20 protein-coding genes and 1 pseudogene are annotated in these 16,873 nt (G+C 61.6%); 16 read left to right on the forward strand and 5 right to left on the reverse strand.

Annotation, left to right across the window (positions count from 1 at the left end):
* The first annotated feature begins 32 nt into the window (after positions 1-32).
* Entirely contained in the window at positions 33-911 is an 879-nt protein-coding gene (locus tag PSH80_RS17970; protein WP_057960191.1) for a sensor domain-containing diguanylate cyclase, read from the forward strand.
* A 54-nt stretch (positions 912-965) separates the two neighbouring features.
* Here PSH80_RS17970 and PSH80_RS17975 read toward each other — a convergent pair whose 3' ends face one another.
* Positions 966-1,406, reverse strand: coding sequence for a TspO/MBR family protein (locus PSH80_RS17975; RefSeq protein WP_057438591.1), 441 nt, complete (start codon positions 1,404-1,406; stop codon positions 966-968).
* Between the two features lie 196 nt (positions 1,407-1,602).
* On the opposite strand from PSH80_RS17975, the gene chrA reads away from it, so the two are divergent.
* Positions 1,603-2,811 carry a chromate efflux transporter gene (gene chrA / locus PSH80_RS17980; protein WP_120733631.1) on the forward strand — a complete coding sequence of 403 codons (1,209 nt, stop codon included), beginning with the start codon at positions 1,603-1,605 and terminating at the stop codon, positions 2,809-2,811.
* Positions 2,812-2,857: 46 nt separating this feature from the next.
* On the opposite strand, the gene PSH80_RS17985 is transcribed toward chrA, so the two are convergent.
* On the reverse strand, positions 2,858-3,091 hold the full coding sequence (locus PSH80_RS17985) for a hypothetical protein (protein WP_057438590.1): 234 nt from the start codon (positions 3,089-3,091) through the stop codon (positions 2,858-2,860).
* A gap of 245 nt (positions 3,092-3,336) precedes the next feature.
* Positions 3,337-3,882, reverse strand: a complete 546-nt coding sequence (locus PSH80_RS17990) for a cytochrome b (protein ID WP_057960193.1) — start codon at positions 3,880-3,882, stop codon at positions 3,337-3,339.
* 200 nt (positions 3,883-4,082) lie between these two features.
* On the opposite strand from PSH80_RS17990, the gene PSH80_RS17995 reads away from it, so the two are divergent.
* The 11 genes and pseudogenes from PSH80_RS17995 (at position 4,083) to PSH80_RS18045 (ending at position 12,588) form a co-directional block, all read left to right on the forward strand.
* A complete protein-coding gene (locus PSH80_RS17995) occupies positions 4,083-4,760 on the forward strand; it encodes a thermostable hemolysin (RefSeq protein ID WP_252117050.1) in 678 nt (225 codons plus the stop codon).
* Complete coding sequence (locus tag PSH80_RS18000) at positions 4,750-6,231, forward strand: AMP-binding protein (RefSeq protein WP_305417787.1); 1,482 nt, start codon at positions 4,750-4,752, stop codon at positions 6,229-6,231. The genes PSH80_RS17995 and PSH80_RS18000 overlap by 11 nt, the downstream gene beginning before the upstream one ends.
* Positions 6,228-6,902 (forward strand): TenA family transcriptional regulator, encoded by a 675-nt coding sequence (locus tag PSH80_RS18005; protein ID WP_057438586.1) that lies wholly within the window; start codon positions 6,228-6,230, stop codon positions 6,900-6,902. Before PSH80_RS18000 ends, PSH80_RS18005 begins: the two co-directional genes overlap by 4 nt.
* Positions 6,889-7,698 (forward strand): SDR family oxidoreductase, encoded by an 810-nt coding sequence (locus PSH80_RS18010; protein ID WP_115128648.1) that lies wholly within the window; start codon positions 6,889-6,891, stop codon positions 7,696-7,698. Before PSH80_RS18005 ends, PSH80_RS18010 begins: the two co-directional genes overlap by 14 nt.
* Positions 7,695-8,339, forward strand: coding sequence for a tetratricopeptide repeat protein (locus PSH80_RS18015; protein WP_057438584.1), 645 nt, complete (start codon positions 7,695-7,697; stop codon positions 8,337-8,339). The genes PSH80_RS18010 and PSH80_RS18015 overlap by 4 nt, the downstream gene beginning before the upstream one ends.
* Positions 8,340-8,350: 11 nt before the next feature.
* Positions 8,351-9,013, forward strand: a complete 663-nt coding sequence (locus PSH80_RS18020; RefSeq protein ID WP_057438583.1) for a response regulator — start codon at positions 8,351-8,353, stop codon at positions 9,011-9,013.
* Positions 9,010-10,377, forward strand: coding sequence for an ATP-binding protein (locus PSH80_RS18025; RefSeq protein ID WP_057438582.1), 1,368 nt, complete (start codon positions 9,010-9,012; stop codon positions 10,375-10,377). Before PSH80_RS18020 ends, PSH80_RS18025 begins: the two co-directional genes overlap by 4 nt.
* A 92-nt stretch (positions 10,378-10,469) precedes the next feature.
* Positions 10,470-10,637, forward strand: coding sequence for a DUF2986 domain-containing protein (locus tag PSH80_RS18030; protein ID WP_081044286.1), 168 nt, complete (start codon positions 10,470-10,472; stop codon positions 10,635-10,637).
* 68 nt (positions 10,638-10,705) lie between these two features.
* The gene (locus tag PSH80_RS18035) at positions 10,706-11,332 is read left to right on the forward strand and encodes a glutathione S-transferase family protein (RefSeq protein WP_057438581.1); all 627 of its coding nucleotides are present in this window, start codon (positions 10,706-10,708) and stop codon (positions 11,330-11,332) included.
* Between the two features lie 65 nt (positions 11,333-11,397).
* Positions 11,398-11,930 (forward strand): annotated as a pseudogene (locus tag PSH80_RS18040) (AAA family ATPase).
* 37 nt (positions 11,931-11,967) lie between these two features.
* Positions 11,968-12,588, forward strand: a complete 621-nt coding sequence (locus PSH80_RS18045; RefSeq protein ID WP_305417795.1) for a LysE family translocator — start codon at positions 11,968-11,970, stop codon at positions 12,586-12,588.
* Positions 12,589-12,634: 46 nt separating this feature from the next.
* On the opposite strand, the gene PSH80_RS18050 is transcribed toward PSH80_RS18045, so the two are convergent.
* A complete protein-coding gene (locus PSH80_RS18050) occupies positions 12,635-12,934 on the reverse strand; it encodes a DUF3144 domain-containing protein (RefSeq protein WP_057438578.1) in 300 nt (99 codons plus the stop codon).
* A 57-nt stretch (positions 12,935-12,991) separates the two neighbouring features.
* Entirely contained in the window at positions 12,992-13,702 is a 711-nt protein-coding gene (locus PSH80_RS18055) for a tRNA (adenine(22)-N(1))-methyltransferase TrmK (protein ID WP_128592911.1), read from the reverse strand.
* Between PSH80_RS18055 and PSH80_RS18060 the strand changes: the two genes are divergently transcribed.
* From PSH80_RS18060 to PSH80_RS18070, 3 genes are all read left to right on the forward strand, one after another.
* Positions 13,694-13,936: a hypothetical protein gene (locus tag PSH80_RS18060; RefSeq protein WP_186626299.1), complete on the forward strand. Its 243-nt coding sequence runs from the start codon at positions 13,694-13,696 to the stop codon at positions 13,934-13,936. The two genes, PSH80_RS18055 and PSH80_RS18060, sit on opposite strands and share 9 nt — an antisense overlap.
* Before the next feature lie 16 nt (positions 13,937-13,952).
* Positions 13,953-14,447 (forward strand): redox-sensitive transcriptional activator SoxR, encoded by a 495-nt coding sequence (soxR, locus tag PSH80_RS18065; protein WP_120733650.1) that lies wholly within the window; start codon positions 13,953-13,955, stop codon positions 14,445-14,447.
* Positions 14,448-15,562: 1,115 nt separating this feature from the next.
* Complete coding sequence (locus tag PSH80_RS18070) at positions 15,563-16,861, forward strand: MFS transporter (RefSeq protein WP_057438575.1); 1,299 nt, start codon at positions 15,563-15,565, stop codon at positions 16,859-16,861.
* Positions 16,862-16,873: the final 12 nt, after the last annotated feature.

A 16,873-nucleotide genomic window follows, 5' to 3' on the forward strand; every position in this document is an offset into this window, starting at 1 on the left:
AGGCCGATATTTGAACCGGACTGCACTGACCTATGCCCGTTGACCTGCAAGCGCTCTACCCCAAACTGATCCATCTGATGCTGGATACGGTTTTCGTGGTCGACAGGGACAATCAGATCGCATTTGTCAGCGATGCCTGCGAGACGCTGCTCGGCTACCGTGCCGACGAGTTGACCGGCAACTTGATCACCGACTATATGCACCCTGAAGACCTGGCGGCCACCCGAGCCTCGATCATCCGGGTGATGAACGGCCAGCCCCACGTCGATTTCCGCAACCGCTATCTGCGCAAGGATGGCAGTGTCGTGCATATCCTGTGGGCGGCATTCTGGTCCGAGGATGTGGGCGCCCGGATCGGCGTGGCGCGGGACATCACCGCCCTCACCCAGGCCGAGGAGGAACTGCGCTTTCTCGCCCACCACGACCCGCTGACCGCCCTGACCAATCGCTCGCTGTTCAATGATCGGCTGGACTCCGCGTTGCGCAACGCGCGCCGCCAGAACAGCACACTGGCGCTGCTGTTCCTGGATATCAATGATTTCAAGGGCATCAATGATGTGCATGGACATGCCGCCGGCGACCGCGTGCTATGTGCCATTGCACGACGCCTGGAAGGCTGTGTGCGGGACACCGACACAGTAGCGCGGATGGGTGGGGATGAATTCACCGTGCTGTTGACCGATCTTCATTCAGAAGAGGCGGTGGCCGAGAAGGTACAGCAGATCCTTGCCATCATGGCCGAACCGCTGGGCCCTGAGTTTGGCCCGGTGACAATGCCATCGTGCAGCATCGGCGTAGCCCGTTACCCGGCTGACGGGGACAATGCCGATACGCTGCTCAGCCATGCCGATGGTGATATGTACCGGCTGAAGAAAATCCACCGCGCGGCCGCCAAGCGAGCTATTTGTTGAAGCGGCGCAGTTGTGCCGGTTCGGGCTCACTGGCAGGCCAACGCGTGTAGGCCATCAACGGTTATTGCGCAGGATCGAGAAATTCAACGCCGCCGCGACACTCAGCCACGCCAGGTACGGGAACAGGATTAACCCGGTGATCAGGTCCAGGCGCACCGCCAGCACCACCATCGCCGCCACGGTGAGCCAGAGCAGCGTGATAATCAGCATCCCCGCAAGAATCCGATGCGCGCCGAAGAACACCGGGGTCCACAGCGTATTCAAGGCAATCTGCGCCGCCCACAGGGCCAGCACTGTCTGACTGCCGGGGATCAGGCTCAGGCGGTAACCGGCCCAGGCGAGTAGCAAATAGATGATCGTCCAGGCCACCGGAAACAACCAATTGGGTGGGGTGAAGCGCGGTTTGACCAGGGATTGATACCAGGCGCCGGGCTTGAACATGATGCCGGTGCTGGCAGCGGTAGCGCAGGCGAGCAGGAAGATGAAGAACGTCATGGTCGGTCCCTATATGGATGGCGCACGCAGTTGGCACCGTAACGTCTCAAATGACCCAACCTTGCGGCCATAAATTCAATCGGCCCCGAAACGAATCCACTTGATTGACCGGTTTTCGCGTAGCCCGCACCTTTTTCACGTCATATAAAAGGTTTAGGGTGCGTTGATTCTTCCCATTCCTTAGAGAATCGAGCGCTTGGCCAACGTCCCCGCTGATCACCGCAGCAGTCCCTGGTCGGTTTTCCTGATTTTCCTGCGCCTGGGTCTGACCTCCTTCGGCGGACCTGTCGCCCACCTCGGCTACTTTCGCGATGAATTCGTCACGCGGCGGCGCTGGTTGAGCGAGCGCAGCTATGCAGACCTGGTCGCACTCTGCCAATTTCTCCCCGGCCCGGCCAGCAGCCAGGTGGGCATCGCCCTGGGTTTGTCACGGGCAGGCTACAGCGGTGCACTGGCGGCCTGGGCCGGGTTTACCTTGCCGTCCGCCGTGCTCTTGATCCTGTTCGCCCTGGGCCTGACCCAGCATAGCTCGGCCATACCGAACGGCGCGCTGCATGGCCTCAAAGTCGTCGCCGTGGCGGTCGTCGCCCAAGCCGTGTGGGGCATGGCGCGCAACCTGTGCCATAGCGGGGGGCGCATGCTCCTGATGCTGATGGCCGCCGTCATTACCCTGTCGATACCGTCGGCCTGGGGCCAGGTCGCGGTGATTGCCGGCGCAGGCGTCGTCGGCCTGCTGCTGTTCAACCCCGTCCCCAACGCCACCCACGACGCACTCGCCATCCCCATCCGCCGCCGCGCGGGAGTGATGTGGTTGGCGCTGTTCTTGATCCTGCTGGTGGGCCTGCCGCTCCTCGCCCAGACGCTGCCCCACCAGAGCCTGGCGCTGCTAGACGCGTTCTACCGCAGCGGCTCGCTGGTGTTCGGCGGCGGCCACGTGGTACTGCCCCTGCTGCAAGCCGAAGTAGTGCCGCCGCAATGGGTGAGCAACGACGTGTTCCTCGCCGGCTACGGCGCGGCCCAAGCCGTGCCCGGGCCCTTGTTCACCTTCGCCGCGTTCCTCGGCGCCGCGATGAACCCGGCCCCCACCGGCTGGCTCGGCGGCGTGATCTGCCTGCTGGCTATCTTCGCGCCGTCGTTTCTCTTGATCTTCGCCGCCCTGCCCTTTTGGCAAAGCCTGCGCCAAAACACACGCGCACAGGCCGCACTGGCCGGCGTGAATGCCGCGGTGGTGGGTTTATTACTGGCGGCGCTGTACCAACCGGTGTGGACCAACGCGATATTCACCGCACAAGACTTCGGCCTGGCACTGATCGCCCTGGTGGCGCTGATGTTCTGCAAACTGCCGCCATGGCTCGTGGTTGCAGGCAGCGGCGCAGCGGGCTGGTTATTGAGTCTGATCGTGTAGACAACCCAGCCACCACGCCCTGCTCGACAGCCGGGGCGTGCAGCTACTAGCCCTTCAACTCAGCCGCACGATGGCTGGCAGCGTCGTCGTAAGCCACATACAACGACTCGGCGATTTGGCTTTTGATGGCTTTGGTGGACTCCAGGCCCAGGACAAAACCTTCGGCTTTGCCGCCTGCGCGATTCAGGTCTTCAGGCGTGCTGGCGCCGGTGATCGCCTCCAGCAACTTGATGGCATGTGGGCCTACGCCCTTGGGCAGGCTGATCTGGTCAATGCTCATTGCGGCACCTCGAATGAGGCTGGGGACGGTGTGTTGCGGGTGAACGAGGTCATGTGCGATACCTTGATGGCTGGGGGCCGATAGCGCGAGGAACCACTGCCGGAGGGGCATGGTAGACCGGGATGGGCAAAAAAGGGCTGATTTCGCGACCACATCGGTGCAGCACTTGCCATCCCAGCCTCTGAGAACAAGAGGGAACGCCGCCGAACCCGGGCTCGACGGCTCGCTCGACTCTCGAGCTCCATTCAGAAGCGTTTAGGCAGGATCCGCGCCAGGGTGTTGTCCCGAACCCAGTAGTGATGGAACAAACCTGCCGCCGCATGCAAACCGATCAGCCAGTAACCGCTACTGCCAAGCAACTCGTGCCAATGCTTGAACTGCTTTGCCAGGTCCGGATCGACCGACACAAGTGACGGCAGAAAAAACCCGAAGTAAGGCATCGGTTTGCCTGCCGCCGACAACATCAGCCAGGCCAGCAGCGGGGTCGCAATCATCAGCCCATACAATGCCAGATGCATCAGGTGCGAAGCGCCGGTCTGCCACGCAGGCAAGGCAGGCGTTATGGGTGGCCGGGGGGTCAGGCGCCCAAGCAGACGCACCCAGACCAGAAGAAAAATGCTTGCCCCCAAAAGCCCGTGCAGTCCCAGGAATAGGCTTCTCATGGTGCCCCCACGGGGTAGCAGGCCTTTGATTTCGATGCTGGCATAGACACCGACAAACAGCCCCAGCATCAGCCAGTGCAATGCAATCGACAGTTTTCCATAACGTTGGGTGGATGAGTCTCGGGTCATGCTGGGCCTCTGCAGTCATTCTGGCGAGCGAGTCATTCGCCCGACCTCGATCCGGTTTAACGCCTGATCGAACCACGCCACCCTGCCCGCCCAGCCTTAATACAATCTGAAGAAGCGCCAGCCCGTCTGTTGCGACCTTCAGACTCCGTTAAGAAATGCCCTCGATACTCTGCCCAAACCTACTGGGGAGACGTTATCCAATGGCCCATTTCGACTGGCACCTCTCTTTACCGCTTCACTTCGGCCAAGCCGAGTCCTCGCAGATGAATCTGCTCAGGGCCTTGCCCGGCGACACGCTGCGCGCGGTGTTCGAAACCTTTGTCCAGCAACGTTTTCGCCAGGCACATGGTGCTGACATTCGTCATTTCATGCCGGAACTGTTTGGCGTAAGTAGCGCGTCTGGCGAACTTTGCGCCGTCGCCGGTGTGCGTCTGGCCAAGACTGAACCCTTGTTTCTGGAGCGGTATCTGGACGCGTCGATTGAAGCGCTGATCGGCACGGCAGCCGAGTGCCCCGTCGAGCGCACCGGCATCGTCGAGGTGGGCAATCTGGCGGCCAGTGACAACGGCAGCGCACGTCTGAGCATCATTACCCTCACTTATCTGCTGGCCATGGGCGGCCTGGAATGGGTGGCCTTTACCGGCAATATCGGGCTGGTCAACAGCTTCCATCGCCTGGGATTAAAACCGCTGACGCTCTGCGCCGCCGACCCCGAGCGGCTGGGTGCTGGCCGCCACAGTTGGGGCAGCTATTACGACAGCAAACCCTGGGTGCATGTAGGCAACATCCGCGCAGGCTTTGTCCACCTACGCAATATCGGCGTGTTCAACCGCCTGGGGTTGCCCACATCGCTTGAGGAGGCCACTTATGTCGCCTGAAATGGAGCGTTTCAAGGAGATCCTGCGCAGCCACGCTGAATGCACGCCACACACCACCGCCCTGTGGGGCGATCAGTTGAAGCTGGACTACGCCACCCTGTACGCCGAGCTTAACTATCGCCAACAGCGACTGCGCGATGAGGGCATCAAGGTAGTCGCGCTGGCGCTGGACAATGGCGTCGAAGCGATGCTCTGGGATCTGGCCACGCTGTTCGAAGGGTTGACGTGCCTGACGCTACCGCCGTTTTTCACCCCGGCTCAACGCAAGCATTGCCTGGAACAAAGCCAGGCAGAGCTGGTGATTGCCGAACCGCAACTGGAGGCAGAACTGCAAACCGCCGGTTTCGAGAAAACCGGCGAGTTCTGGCGCAAAAGCCTCAACGGTGCGTCCGGCTTACCCGAACACACCGCCAAACTGACGTTTACCTCGGGAACCACCGGTACCCCCAAAGGCGTGTGCCTGAGCGCCGAGAGTATTTTGAGGGTTGCCCGCGAGCTGTATCAGGCCAGCCAACCCAACGATCCACGGCACCACCTCGCGGTGCTGCCCCTGGCAATCCTGTTGGAAAATATCGGTTGTTATGCCGCCCTTTATGCCGGCGTCACCCTGAGCCTGCCAAGCCAGAGCATGTTGGGAATTCAAGGGGCCAGCGGCGTCGACGTCCCGCAATTGCTCGGCTGCCTGGCCGCCCGCGCCCCCGAAAGCCTGATTCTGGTGCCGCAGCTTCTCCTGCTGCTGGTCAACGCTGGCGAACAAAAAGCCTTCAATCCTCAAACCCTGCGTTTTGCCGCCGTGGGCGGTGCGCGGGTTTCAGAAGAACTGTTGCACCGTGCGCACACCCTCGGCATGCGTGTCTACGAAGGCTACGGCCTGTCGGAGTGTGCGTCGGTGGTGTGCCTCAACCACCCCGAGGCCCATCGTCCCGGCAGTGTCGGCAAACCCCTGCCTCACGTAGAGGTACGTCTGGCTGAAGATGGTGAAGTGCTGATCAAGGGTTCTACCTTGCTCGGTTATTTGGGCGAGCCCGCTGGCGTCGATCAATGGTGGTCCAGCGGCGATCTGGGCGAATTTGACGCCGACGGTTTCCTCTATCTCAAGGGGCGCAAAAAGCATCAATTTGTCACCAGCTTCGGGCGCAACGTGAATCCGGAATGGGTCGAGGCCGAACTGACCCAACGCCGGCATATTGCCCAGGCCTTCGTCTACGGCGAAGCCATGCCAAGCAACCATGCGCTGCTGTGGCCCCATCGCCCCGATTGCACCGATGACGAACTGGCGGCCGCGGTGGCCCAGGCCAACGAGGCCCTGCCCCAATACGCCCAGGTCCATCACTGGACCCGGCTGCCTCAACCGTTCACGCCCGCGAATGGTCTGCTGACCGCCAATGGCAGGCCGCGCCGCGACGCCATTGTTGAGCGTTACCAGGCGCAATTGACTGTATCGACCCCTTCCGAGGTATCCGCATCATGAGTTTTTTCGACACCCTGCAAATCGCCACTCAAGCAGAACGCAACGAGCTGTTCACCCTACCGGTCATCCGCGATGCCCTTGAGGGCAAGGTCAGCCTGGAGAGCTATCGGGCGTTTCTGACCCAGGCGTACTACCACGTACGCCACACTGTGCCGTTGATGATGGCCTGTGGCGCGCGCCTGCCGACGCGCCTGGAATGGCTGCGTGAAGCAGTCTGTGAGTACATCGAAGAAGAATACGGCCATGAAAAATGGGTGCTCAACGACATCCAGGCCTGTGGCGGCGACAAAGAGGCGGTACGCGACGGTCATCCGTCCCTGCCCATCGAGTTGATGACCAGTTTCCTCTACGACCTGATCGCCCGGGATAACCCGGTAGGTCTGTTTGGCATGGTCAACGTCCTCGAAGGCACCAGCATCGCCCTTGCCACCCACGCCGCCGGGGCCATTCGCGATCGCCTTGAGCTGCCGGAAACCGCCTTCAGCTACCTCAGCTCCCACGGTTCCCTGGATATTGGGCACATGCAGACTTACCGCCGACTGATGGACAAACTGCAGGACCCGAGTGATCAGGCGGCGGTCATTCATGCTTCCAAAGTGGTCTACAAACTCTACACCGACATGTTCCGTGGCTTGCCGCGTGACGGGGAGAGCCTGCATGCGCCTGTCTGAGGCTCGCGTGGTCTTGACCGGCGCCAGCGGCGGCATTGGCGCGGCGATTGCTGACGCACTGTGCGCCAACGGCGCCCAGGTGCTGGCCGTCGCCCGCCACCGCGAGTCGTTGGCGCCGCTGCTCGAGCGCTATCCACAGCAGGTGTTCTGGATTGGCGCCGACCTGACGTTCCTGGCAGACCGTCGCAAGGTGCTGACCGCTGCGCAGGCAATGGGCGGTATCAACCTGCTGATCAACGCCGCCGGGGTCAATCACTTCGCCATGCTGGAGCAGCTCGAGGACAGCGATATCAACGCCATGCTGGCAGTCAACATCAGCGCGCCTATCTGCCTGACGAAAATCCTCCTGCCACTGCTCAAGCAGGCCAGCAGCGCGATGGTCGTCAACGTTGGCTCCACCTATGGCTCGATTGGCTACCCCGGCTACGCCAGCTACTGCGCAAGCAAATTTGCCTTGCGTGGATTTTCCGAAGCCTTGCGCCGTGAGCTGTCAGACACCCGCGTGGGTGTGTTGTATGTCGCGCCACGCGCCACCAGCACCCCCATGAACAGTCCGGCCGCGCAGGCGCTCAACGACGCCCTCAACGCGAATGTCGACGACCCTCAAACCGTGGCCTCGGCCGTGATCCGCGCCATTGCCGGTGACCATCGCGAGTTGTACCTGGGCTGGCCGGAACGGTTTTTTGTACGCCTCAACAGCCTGCTGCCCAACCTGATTGACCGAAGCTTGCGCAAGCACCTACCCCTGATCCGTCGCCTGAGCCAAAAGACTGACAACGAGGACCTCAATCCATGAAAAACACCCTCTGCTTGCTATTACTCGGCGCGTTGAGCCCGGCCGTCTGGGCCCTGGACGCCGCTGACCAGCAACGCCTCAACGACATCCAGCAGCGCTGGGCGCATATTCAATACGAATTACCCGCCGACCAGCGCGCGGCGAAGTTCGAGCAACTCGCCACCCAAGCCAGCGCCTTTACCCAGGACCGCCAATCCGTCGCCGAGGCCTGGATCTGGTCCGGTATCGTCACCAGCAGTTGGGCTGGCGCCCAGGGTGGGCTCGGCGCGTTGAGCAAGGTCAAGGAGGCGAAGATCGACCTGGAAAAAGCCCTCTCCCTGGACCCCAAAGCCTTGCAAGGCTCGGCCTACACCAGCCTCGCCGCGCTGTATGATCGGGTACCGGGCTGGCCTATTGGTTTCGGCGATTCGGACAAAGCACAACAATTGCTCGAGCAAGCATTGCAACTGAACCCAGACGGCATTGATAGTCTGTACTTCTGGGGCGATCACCTTTACCGTCAAAAACGCTACCCCCAAGCCAGACAGGCGCTACAAAAAGCCCTGCAGGCAGCCCCGAGGCCAGGCCGTGAAACCGCTGACGCCGGGCGCCGCACGGAAATCGAAGCGTTACTGCAGCAAGTGAACCAGAAACTCGACTGACAGGAGTCCGTGTGCGCTTACTACTGATCGAGGATGACATGGGCCTGGGCGAAGGTATTCACCAGGCCCTCACGCGCGAGGGCTACACCGTCGACTGGTTGCAGGACGGCAGCAGCGGCTTGCACGCACTGCTCAGCGAAACGTTTGATCTGGCCGTGCTCGACCTCGGTCTGCCACGAATGGACGGGCTCGACGTCCTGCGTCGCCTGCGTGACAGTGGCTCCAACCTGCCGGTCCTGATCCTCACGGCCCGGGACGCCACCGAGGACCGTATCGCCGGCCTGGATGCCGGAGCGGATGACTACCTGATAAAACCGTTCGCCCTCGCAGAACTCAAAGCCCGGATACGGGCCTTGTTGCGACGCAGCGCTGGCCGGGCCCAGATGGTGATTGAGCACGCGGGCATCAGCCTGAACCCCGGTACCCAGCAAGTCAGCTATCTGGGCGAGCCCGTGGCCTTGACCCCCAAGGAGTATCAGTTACTCCATGAATTGCTTTCCCCTCCTGGCCGGGTCATGACCCGCGATCAACTGATGCAGATACTCTACGGCTGGAGCGAGGAGGCGGAAAGCAACACGCTGGAAGTGCATATCCATCATCTGCGCAAGAAGTTTTCCAGCCAGTTGATCCGAACGATCCGTGGTGTCGGCTATCTGGTGGACGAACGCCCATGACCTCCATTCGCCAGCGCACGCTCACCTTGATTCTTGGCCTGCTGTTCCTCGGTCTACTGATCATGACCGCCGTCAACCTGCATGACAGCAATCATGAAATTGACGAGGTCTACGACGCCCAACTGGCGCAAAACGCGCGTCTGTTGCAAGGCGTGATGCGCATGCCAATGGCCAGTAAGGAGCAAGCAGAGCTGTACCAGGCGTTCAATCAAGCGCTGGGGCTTGCCGTGCCTAAGGTCGATGGCCATCCATATGAAAGCAAGATCGCGTTCCAGGTCTGGAACTCGGACGGCACGTTGCTGGTTCACACCGCCAGCGCACCCGCGTTTACCTCACCACCGAGCAAGGCCGGTTTCAGCGCCATCACGGACGTCAACAACCGAGCATGGCGCGCGTTTGTCTTGGAGGATGCGCAATATAATTTGAAGATTTGGGTGGGCGAGCGTGACGACGTGCGTGACGATCTGGTGAATCGGATTGTCCGCCATACGGTGTTGCCCAATCTGATTGGCTGCGTGCTGCTTGCCGCAGTGATCTGGCTGGCGATTGGCTGGGGCTTGAAACCCCTGGTCAACATGGCGCAAACCCTGCGCGCGCGGCATCCAGGCTCGCTTGAGCCCTTGCACTTGAATCCATTGCCCACTGAACTGGAGCCCATGCAGGCCGCCCTTAACCGCGTGCTCGCACAAATCCAGGAGGTCATGGGGCGCGAGCGGCGTTTTATCGCCGACGCCGCCCATGAGATGCGCACACCGTTGGCGGTGCTTAAAGTTCACGCAGAAAACCTGAAGGATGCCGCTAGCGAGGATGATCGACGCGCGTCCCTTGAGCACCTCATGGCAGGTGTCGACCGTACCACCCGACTGGTCAATCAACTGCTGACCATGGCCCGTATTGAACCCCGCACCTCCGCCCTTGAGGCGCCAAAAACAGATCTGGTGGCGACAGTCCGGGACAGTCTGGTGCAGATGACACCCTGGCTCTTGAGCAAGGAACTTGAGCTGGTGTTCGACCCTGTCGACGAAGTCGGCCTGGTCAAAGTCGACACCGGGATCATCCAGATTGCCTTGAACAATTTGGTGAGCAATGCGGCAAACTTTTCCCCGCCTGGAGGGCTCATCACCGTCGGGCTGGCCAAACACCACGATCACTACGAGTTGAGTGTCGAAGACCAGGGGCCGGGCATTGATGAAGCAGAACGTGATCGACTGTTTGAGCGCTTCTACAGCCGTGGCAATGACCACGGCGCAGGCCTGGGCCTGACCATCGTGCAATCCATCGCAAATCGCCTGGGTGGACAGGTCCGCTTGGAAAACCGGCCATCGGGTGGTTTACGGGCAACCTTTGAGTTTGCCCGGCTTTAGGTCGGTGCATGCCCGTAAAAGCATTTGGCCAAGCCCACTCGCCCGACTGCTGAGCTGATATCATCGAAAGATCAACGCGCCGAGTAAACCGCATGAACCGTCGTAAAAAGATCAATCAGTTATTAAAAGCCAACGCCAAAAAGGCCAGTGCCAAACTGGCCCCCAAAAGCAAAGACAAGTACATCAGCAAGGCTGACCGCTTGAAGCTGGAAGCGCAGCCGCCTCAGGACCCGACAACTTCCCCTGACACGCCCAACTGATTCAGGGCACTCTACGCCGGCGCAACAGTCTGCTATCAGACACCCACACTCGCCCGGCGGAGCTTCCCATGATGATTGTTCACCACCTCAACAACTCACGCTCGCAGCGCATTCTCTGGCTGCTCGAAGAACTCGGCCTGCCCTACGCGCTCAAGCGCTACCAGCGCGACCCAAAAACCAACCTCGCACCACCAGAGCTCAAGGCGATCAACGCACTGGGCAAATCGCCGGTGCTTGAAGATGGCAGCCGCGTGGTGATCGAGTCCGGCGCCATTGTCGACTACCTGATCCGCCGCCACGGCCAGGGTCGCCTGCAACCCGACCCGGCCACGGCCGCCTACGACACCTACGTGCAATGGCTGCACTTTGCCGAAGGCTCGGCCATGCTGCCGCTGATGCTCAACCTGTACGTCGGTCGCCTGGGTGATGCCGGTGCGCCGTTGCATCCGCGGATCGAGTCGGAACTGGCCAACTACCTGGGTTACCTGAACGACGCCCTGGCGCAGTCACCGTACCTGCTGGGTGAGGAACTGAGCGGTGCGGATATCCAGATGAGCTTCATTGGCGAAATCGCCAAGGCCCAGGGCAAGCTGCCGGCGTACCCGAACCTCGCGGCGTGGGTCCAGCGGTTCCAGGCCCGGCCGGCCTATCGCAAGGCGCTGGAACAGGGTGGGGAATACGCGTTTGCCCAGTGAATCATCGGGCGTTTGACTGCCCTTCCAAAGCCGGCATAATTGCCGGCTTTTTTCGGGACGTCTCCATGCAACGGATTGTAATTCTGGGCAACGCCGGCAGCGGCAAATCCACCCTCGCCCGCGCCCTTGGCCAGCGTCTCGGCCTGCCCGTGGTGTGCACCTGGACACCCTGTTCTGGGAACCCAACTGGGTCGAGACCGACGCCGAACAATTCCGCACGCGAGTACGCGAAGCCGTCGCGTCGGACACCTGGGTGTGTGAAGGCAACTATGCCCGACGCACCTTCGACCTGCGCCTGCCCCGTGCCGACCTGATCATCTGGCTGGATACACCGCGACTCACCTGTTTCACCCGGGTACTGATACGCAGCGCGATGAAACGCCCTCGCGCGGATCGGCCCGTGGGGTGTACCGACAAGCTCGACCGGGAGTTTCTGACCTTTTTGAGTTTTGTATGGAGTTTTGATCGCGGCTATCGACCGGGTATCGAGGCGATGCGCCTGGCAGTGGGGCCGGATGTTCCGACAGTGCATTTGCGCGGTAACCGGCAAGTGGCAGATTTTCTCGACCGCTTGCCCGGCCTTGCCATCGGCGTGTGATAACGTGCGCCCAGGCCCACCGTGCAGGCACTTGCCCATGTCCATCGCCGATAATCTGCTCGCCTTTACCCTCGCCGCCACCCTCCTGACCCTCACTCCCGGGCTCGACACCGCGCTGGTGTTGCGTACCGCGACGGTGGAAGGCAAGCAGCAGGCATTGCGCGCGGCATTGGGTATCAATGCGGGCTGTTTCTTATGGGGCGCGGCGGTGGCCTTTGGTTTGGGTGCGTTGATCGCGGTGTCGGAGGTGGCCTTCAACCTCTTGAAGTACTGCGGCGCCGCTTATCTGGCCTGGCTGGGCCTGAATATGCTGCTGCGCCCACGCACCTCCCTGACGGTCGGTGAGGCTCACGCCCAACCCGGCACCCGCTGGTTCTTGAAAGGCATGCTGGGCAATGTGCTCAACCCCAAGATCGGGATTTTCTATGTGTCGTTCCTGCCGCAGTTCATTCCCCAGGGCCATTCGTTGATCGCCTGGACATTCGGCCTGGTGAGCATCCATGTGGTGCTCGGCATGGCGTGGTCGTTGACCCTGATCGGCGCCACCCAGCCACTGACCGCAGTGCTGCGCCGGAGCAAGGTGATCACCTGGATGGACCGCAGCACCGGCCTGCTTTTTGTGCTGTTCGCGGCCCGCCTGGCATTGAGCAAACGCTAGTCAGGGCTTCGACGAAGATCAAGGTGGGCGCTGTCGAGCCCCTGGATCACTGCGGCTTCGGGGCCGTCATGTACTGGCTGAAGTTGTTGATGTGATCATCCAGATTGTCTTCCAGCATCATCCGGTACTGCTCACAGAAGTACTTCAACATCGCTTCCCGCGCCTCGGCCATTTCCGCGCCGGACTTGAAGTTGCGCGCACTGGCCCAGGCGTTGAAACGGGTGGTGCCGAACATCATCGAGGCACTGACCTGGCCCAGGTTCTCGAGGGTTTTCAGTTGCTCGTTCGACAGTTCGATATGCGCGTCGGCGCGGTCGTAGAAGGCTTGGTCGGTAGCGTCTGGCATGGTGGAACACCTGGGTTGGATAAATGAGTCATTGAAACATTTGCGGCAGGCAAGACCCTAGACCGGGTTCGTCGCCTCCAGCAACTGCGTGATCCAGCGCACCTCTTGCGCCAGTTCCTGCACTTTCTGTTCGGGCAACGCTTGTCGGGCCTGGGCCAACTGATCCAGGGTACGTTGCTTGTAGCGCAGCAGGCGTTGCCATTTGGCCAGGAACGCCGGGCTGCGGGCCTGCATCTGCAGGGGCCCGAAGTACAGCTGCTCGGCGCTGTAGCTCACCGGCCCGCTGCGCTCGGCGACGATGATTTCGTAGTCGAAGCGGTTTTCCCGTAGCAGTTCCTCGCAGAGGATGCGATAGCCGTTGTCCATCAGCCACAGGCGCAGCGGTTGTTCGCCGCCGTTGGGTTGCAGGATCAGGCGTTCCCGGCCGCTGAGATGCGCCTTGCCGCGCTCGAGGATATCGCGGATGGTCTCGCCGCCCATGCCGCAGATGCTGACCGCGTCGAGCAGGTCGGCCGGTTCGATAGCCGCCAGGCCATCGGCCAGGCGCACGTGGATGTGCAGTTCGTGGCCGTTGTCGCACACCGTGCGCTGGGCGGCGCGGAACGGCGTCAACGCCACCTCGCCGGCCACTGCCGCGACAATCGCGCCACGGTTCATCAACGCCACCGGCAGGTAGGCGTGATCCGAGCCGATATCAGCCAGGCGCGCGCCGGCCGGTACCTGGGCCGCCACGCGCTCCAGGCGCTTGGACAATGTGTTGTGGTTCAACTGCTGTTCCTTTTCGCGGCACTTTTGCCCTCAGTGCGGGCGCGCATGATGCGCGGTGCGCGCCGCAGGGTAAAGCGCCGCCGTCGGTGCCCGTCAGGCGAGCGCCTTGTACAGGCCCACGGCATTGCCATAGGACACGGCCTGCGCCTGGGCAATGGCCTGGCGCAGGCTGAGCAGCTCGCGCAGAAAGCGGTTGCAGCAAAGATCGGGCAGGACTATAAAACCTCAACTTAACTTGAGGGCAACCCCCATGGCAGCAGAAAAGAACCCGGACGGTGTGCGCTCCCTCACCATCGGCGAGGTGGCCAGGCGCAGTGGCGTACCCATCTCCACCCTGCACTTCTACGAGTCCAAGGGCTTGATCGCCAGCACCCGCAACGCCGGCAACCAGCGGCGCTTCCCGTCGCTGGTGCTGCGCAGCATTGCGATTATCAAAGTGGCGCAACGCACCGGCATTCCGCTGGAAGAGATCAAACGCGCCATGGGCCGCTATCCGCCGAACAGCAAATTGACGGCCGCGCAATGGGGAGAAATGTCCTCGGCCTGGCGCGACAACCTCAACGAACGCATCCGAACCCTGGAAGCCCTGCGCGACAGCCTGGACAACTGCATTGGCTGCGGCTGCCTGTCGCTCAACGACTGCCCGTTGCGCAACCCCGGCGATACCTTGAGCCAGGAAGGACCGGGGCCGAGAATCCTCGAACGCGCCGCTGCCGCATCTGAAATGCAATCCTCCAAACCCTGAAGATCAAGGTGGAAACTGTCGAGCCTTGGCGAGGCTGCGATGGCGGCGGTATTGCTGGGGTTGATGTTGGCTGAACTACCGCTATCGCAGGCAAGCCAGCTCCCACCTTGGATCTTCAGCACATTGAGTACCGTATGCATCCTGCGGTAGCAGTGAAATGCAATCCTCCCCCCCTGAAGAACGAGGTGGGAGCTGTCGAGCCCCAGCGAGGCTGCGATGGCGGCGGCATTGCTGGGATTGATATTGGCTGACCCACCGCTATCGCAGGCAAGCCAGCTCCCACATTGGATCCTCAGTACATTGAGTACCGTATGCATCCTGCGGTGGTAGTGAAATGCAATCTTCCAACCCCTGAAGATCGAGGTGGGAGCTGTCGAGCCCCAGCGAGGCTGCGATGGCGGCGGTATTGCTGGGGTTGATGTTGGCTGACCCACCGCTATCGCAGGCAAGCCAGCTCCCACCTTGGATCTTCAGCACATTGAGCATCGTATGCATCCTGCGGTGACAGCTGAAATGCAATCCTCCACCCGCTGAAGATCGAGGTGGGAGCTGTCGAGCCCCGGCGAGGCTGCGATGGCGGCGGCATTGCTGGGATTGATATTGGCTGACCCACCGCTATCGCAGGCAAGCCAGCTCCCACCTTGGATCTTCAGTACATTGAGTACCGTATGCATCCTGCGGTGGCAGCTGAAATGCAATCTTCCAAACCCTGAAGATCGAGGTGGGAGCTGTCGAGCCCCGGCGAGGCTGCGATGGCGGCGGCATTGCTGGGGTTGATGTTGGCTGAACTACCGCTATCGCAGGCAAGCCAGCTCCCACCTTGGATCTTCAGCACATTGAGCACCGTATGCATCCTGCGGTGGTAGTGAAATGCAATCTTCCACCCCCTGAAGATCGAGGTGGGAGCTGTCGAGCCCCGGCGAGGCTGCGATGGCGGCGGTATTGCTGGGATTGATGTCGGCTGACCCGCCGCTATCGCTGGCAAGCCCCCCACATTGGATCTTCATTGCCTTGGCAGGTCGGTGCTGACTACGCCGATGACACTTTTGAAGTAAGCCGCCCCGGGCACTTTCCTGATAATCGAACGATTACTGACGAAATGCCGAGGCCCCGCCATGACGCGTGCATCCACCGAACAGGTCCCGCCGCAAACCCTGAGAAAAGTCATCGTCGCCGCCGGTATCGGCAACTTTGTCGAGTGGTTCGACTTCGCCGTGTATGGCTTTCTCGCCACCACCATCGCCCAGCAGTTTTTCCCCAGTGGCGATGCCAGTGCGGCGTTGCTCAAGACCTTCGCGGTGTTTGCCGTGGCCTTTGCCTTTCGGCCTCTGGGCGGAATTTTCTTTGGCATGCTGGGCGATCGCATCGGCCGCAAGCGCACCCTAGCGATGACGATTTTGCTGATGGCCGGGGCCACGACCCTGATCGGCCTGCTGCCCACGTATGCCGCGATTGGCGTCACGGCGCCGATCCTGTTGTCGCTGATCCGTTGCGCCCAGGGCTTCTCCGCCGGCGGTGAATACGCCGGCGCCTGCGCCTACCTGATGGAGCACGCGCCCAGCGATAAACGGGCGTGGTATGGCAGCTTTATCCCGGTATCGACCTTTGCCGCCTTTGCCTCGGCGGCGGTGGTGGCCTATGCGCTGGAGGCTTCGCTGTCGGCCGAAGCCATGGGCAGCTGGGGCTGGCGCCTGCCATTCCTGATCGCTGCACCGCTGGGCCTGGTGGGCCTGTACCTGCGCTGGCGGCTGGATGAAACCCCGGCGTTCCAGGCGGTCGAGCAGGAGCACGCGGTGGCCCACTCGCCGCTCAAGGAAACCCTGCGCAACCATGGCGCGGCAATCTGCTGCCTGGGCGCTTTTGTGTCGCTGACGGCGCTGTCGTTTTATATGTTCACCACCTACTTTGCCACGTACTTGCAGGTGGCCGGTGGTTTGAGCCGGGCGACGGCGTTGCTGGTGTCGCTGATTGCGCTGATCTTCGCTGCGGCGATATGCCCGCTGGCCGGCTGGTATTCCGACCGGGTCGGGCGGCGCGTCACAGTAATGACCGCCTGCGGGCTGTTGATGGGGGTGGTATACCCCTCGTTCCTGATGGCCAGTTCCGGCTCGTTCGCCGCGTCCATCATCGGCGTGATGCTGCTGGCGGTGGGCGCGGTATTGTGCGGCGTGGTCACGGCCGCCCTGCTCTCGGAGACCTTCCCGACCCGCACGCGCTACACCGCCTCGGCGATCACCTACAACATGGCCTACACGATCTTCGGCGGCACCGCGCCGCTGGTGGCGACCTGGTTGATCAGCACCACCGGTAGCAACCTGTCACCGGCGTTTTACCTGATTGCCGTGGCCTTGCTCGCGCTGGCCGGCGGCCTGGCCTTGCCGGAGACCTCGCGCATTTCCCTGCATGACGCATAAGGCGCGAACCTT

Origin of the sequence: Pseudomonas sp. FP818 (assembly GCF_030687335.1) — a bacterium.
Lineage (GTDB): Bacteria > Pseudomonadota > Gammaproteobacteria > Pseudomonadales > Pseudomonadaceae > Aquipseudomonas > Aquipseudomonas shahriarae.

Coding starts and splice junctions, on each gene's coding strand:
- PSH80_RS18005 (WP_057438586.1), top strand. CDS start 6,228: ATGAGTTTTTTCGACACCCTGCAAATCGCCACTCAAGCAGAACGCAAC.
- PSH80_RS18035 (WP_057438581.1), top strand. CDS start 10,706: ATGATGATTGTTCACCACCTCAACAACTCACGCTCGCAGCGCATTCTC.
- PSH80_RS17975 (WP_057438591.1), bottom strand. CDS start 1,406: ATGACGTTCTTCATCTTCCTGCTCGCCTGCGCTACCGCTGCCAGCACC.
- PSH80_RS17995 (WP_252117050.1), top strand. CDS start 4,083: ATGGCCCATTTCGACTGGCACCTCTCTTTACCGCTTCACTTCGGCCAA.
- PSH80_RS18000 (WP_305417787.1), top strand. CDS start 4,750: ATGTCGCCTGAAATGGAGCGTTTCAAGGAGATCCTGCGCAGCCACGCT.
- PSH80_RS18025 (WP_057438582.1), top strand. CDS start 9,010: ATGACCTCCATTCGCCAGCGCACGCTCACCTTGATTCTTGGCCTGCTG.
- PSH80_RS17990 (WP_057960193.1), bottom strand. CDS start 3,882: ATGACCCGAGACTCATCCACCCAACGTTATGGAAAACTGTCGATTGCA.
- PSH80_RS18070 (WP_057438575.1), top strand. CDS start 15,563: ATGACGCGTGCATCCACCGAACAGGTCCCGCCGCAAACCCTGAGAAAA.
- PSH80_RS17985 (WP_057438590.1), bottom strand. CDS start 3,091: ATGAGCATTGACCAGATCAGCCTGCCCAAGGGCGTAGGCCCACATGCC.
- PSH80_RS18030 (WP_081044286.1), top strand. CDS start 10,470: ATGAACCGTCGTAAAAAGATCAATCAGTTATTAAAAGCCAACGCCAAA.
- PSH80_RS18050 (WP_057438578.1), bottom strand. CDS start 12,934: ATGCCAGACGCTACCGACCAAGCCTTCTACGACCGCGCCGACGCGCAT.
- PSH80_RS18010 (WP_115128648.1), top strand. CDS start 6,889: ATGCGCCTGTCTGAGGCTCGCGTGGTCTTGACCGGCGCCAGCGGCGGC.
- PSH80_RS18045 (WP_305417795.1), top strand. CDS start 11,968: ATGTCCATCGCCGATAATCTGCTCGCCTTTACCCTCGCCGCCACCCTC.
- PSH80_RS17970 (WP_057960191.1), top strand. CDS start 33: ATGCCCGTTGACCTGCAAGCGCTCTACCCCAAACTGATCCATCTGATG.
- soxR (WP_120733650.1), top strand. CDS start 13,953: ATGGCAGCAGAAAAGAACCCGGACGGTGTGCGCTCCCTCACCATCGGC.
- PSH80_RS18015 (WP_057438584.1), top strand. CDS start 7,695: ATGAAAAACACCCTCTGCTTGCTATTACTCGGCGCGTTGAGCCCGGCC.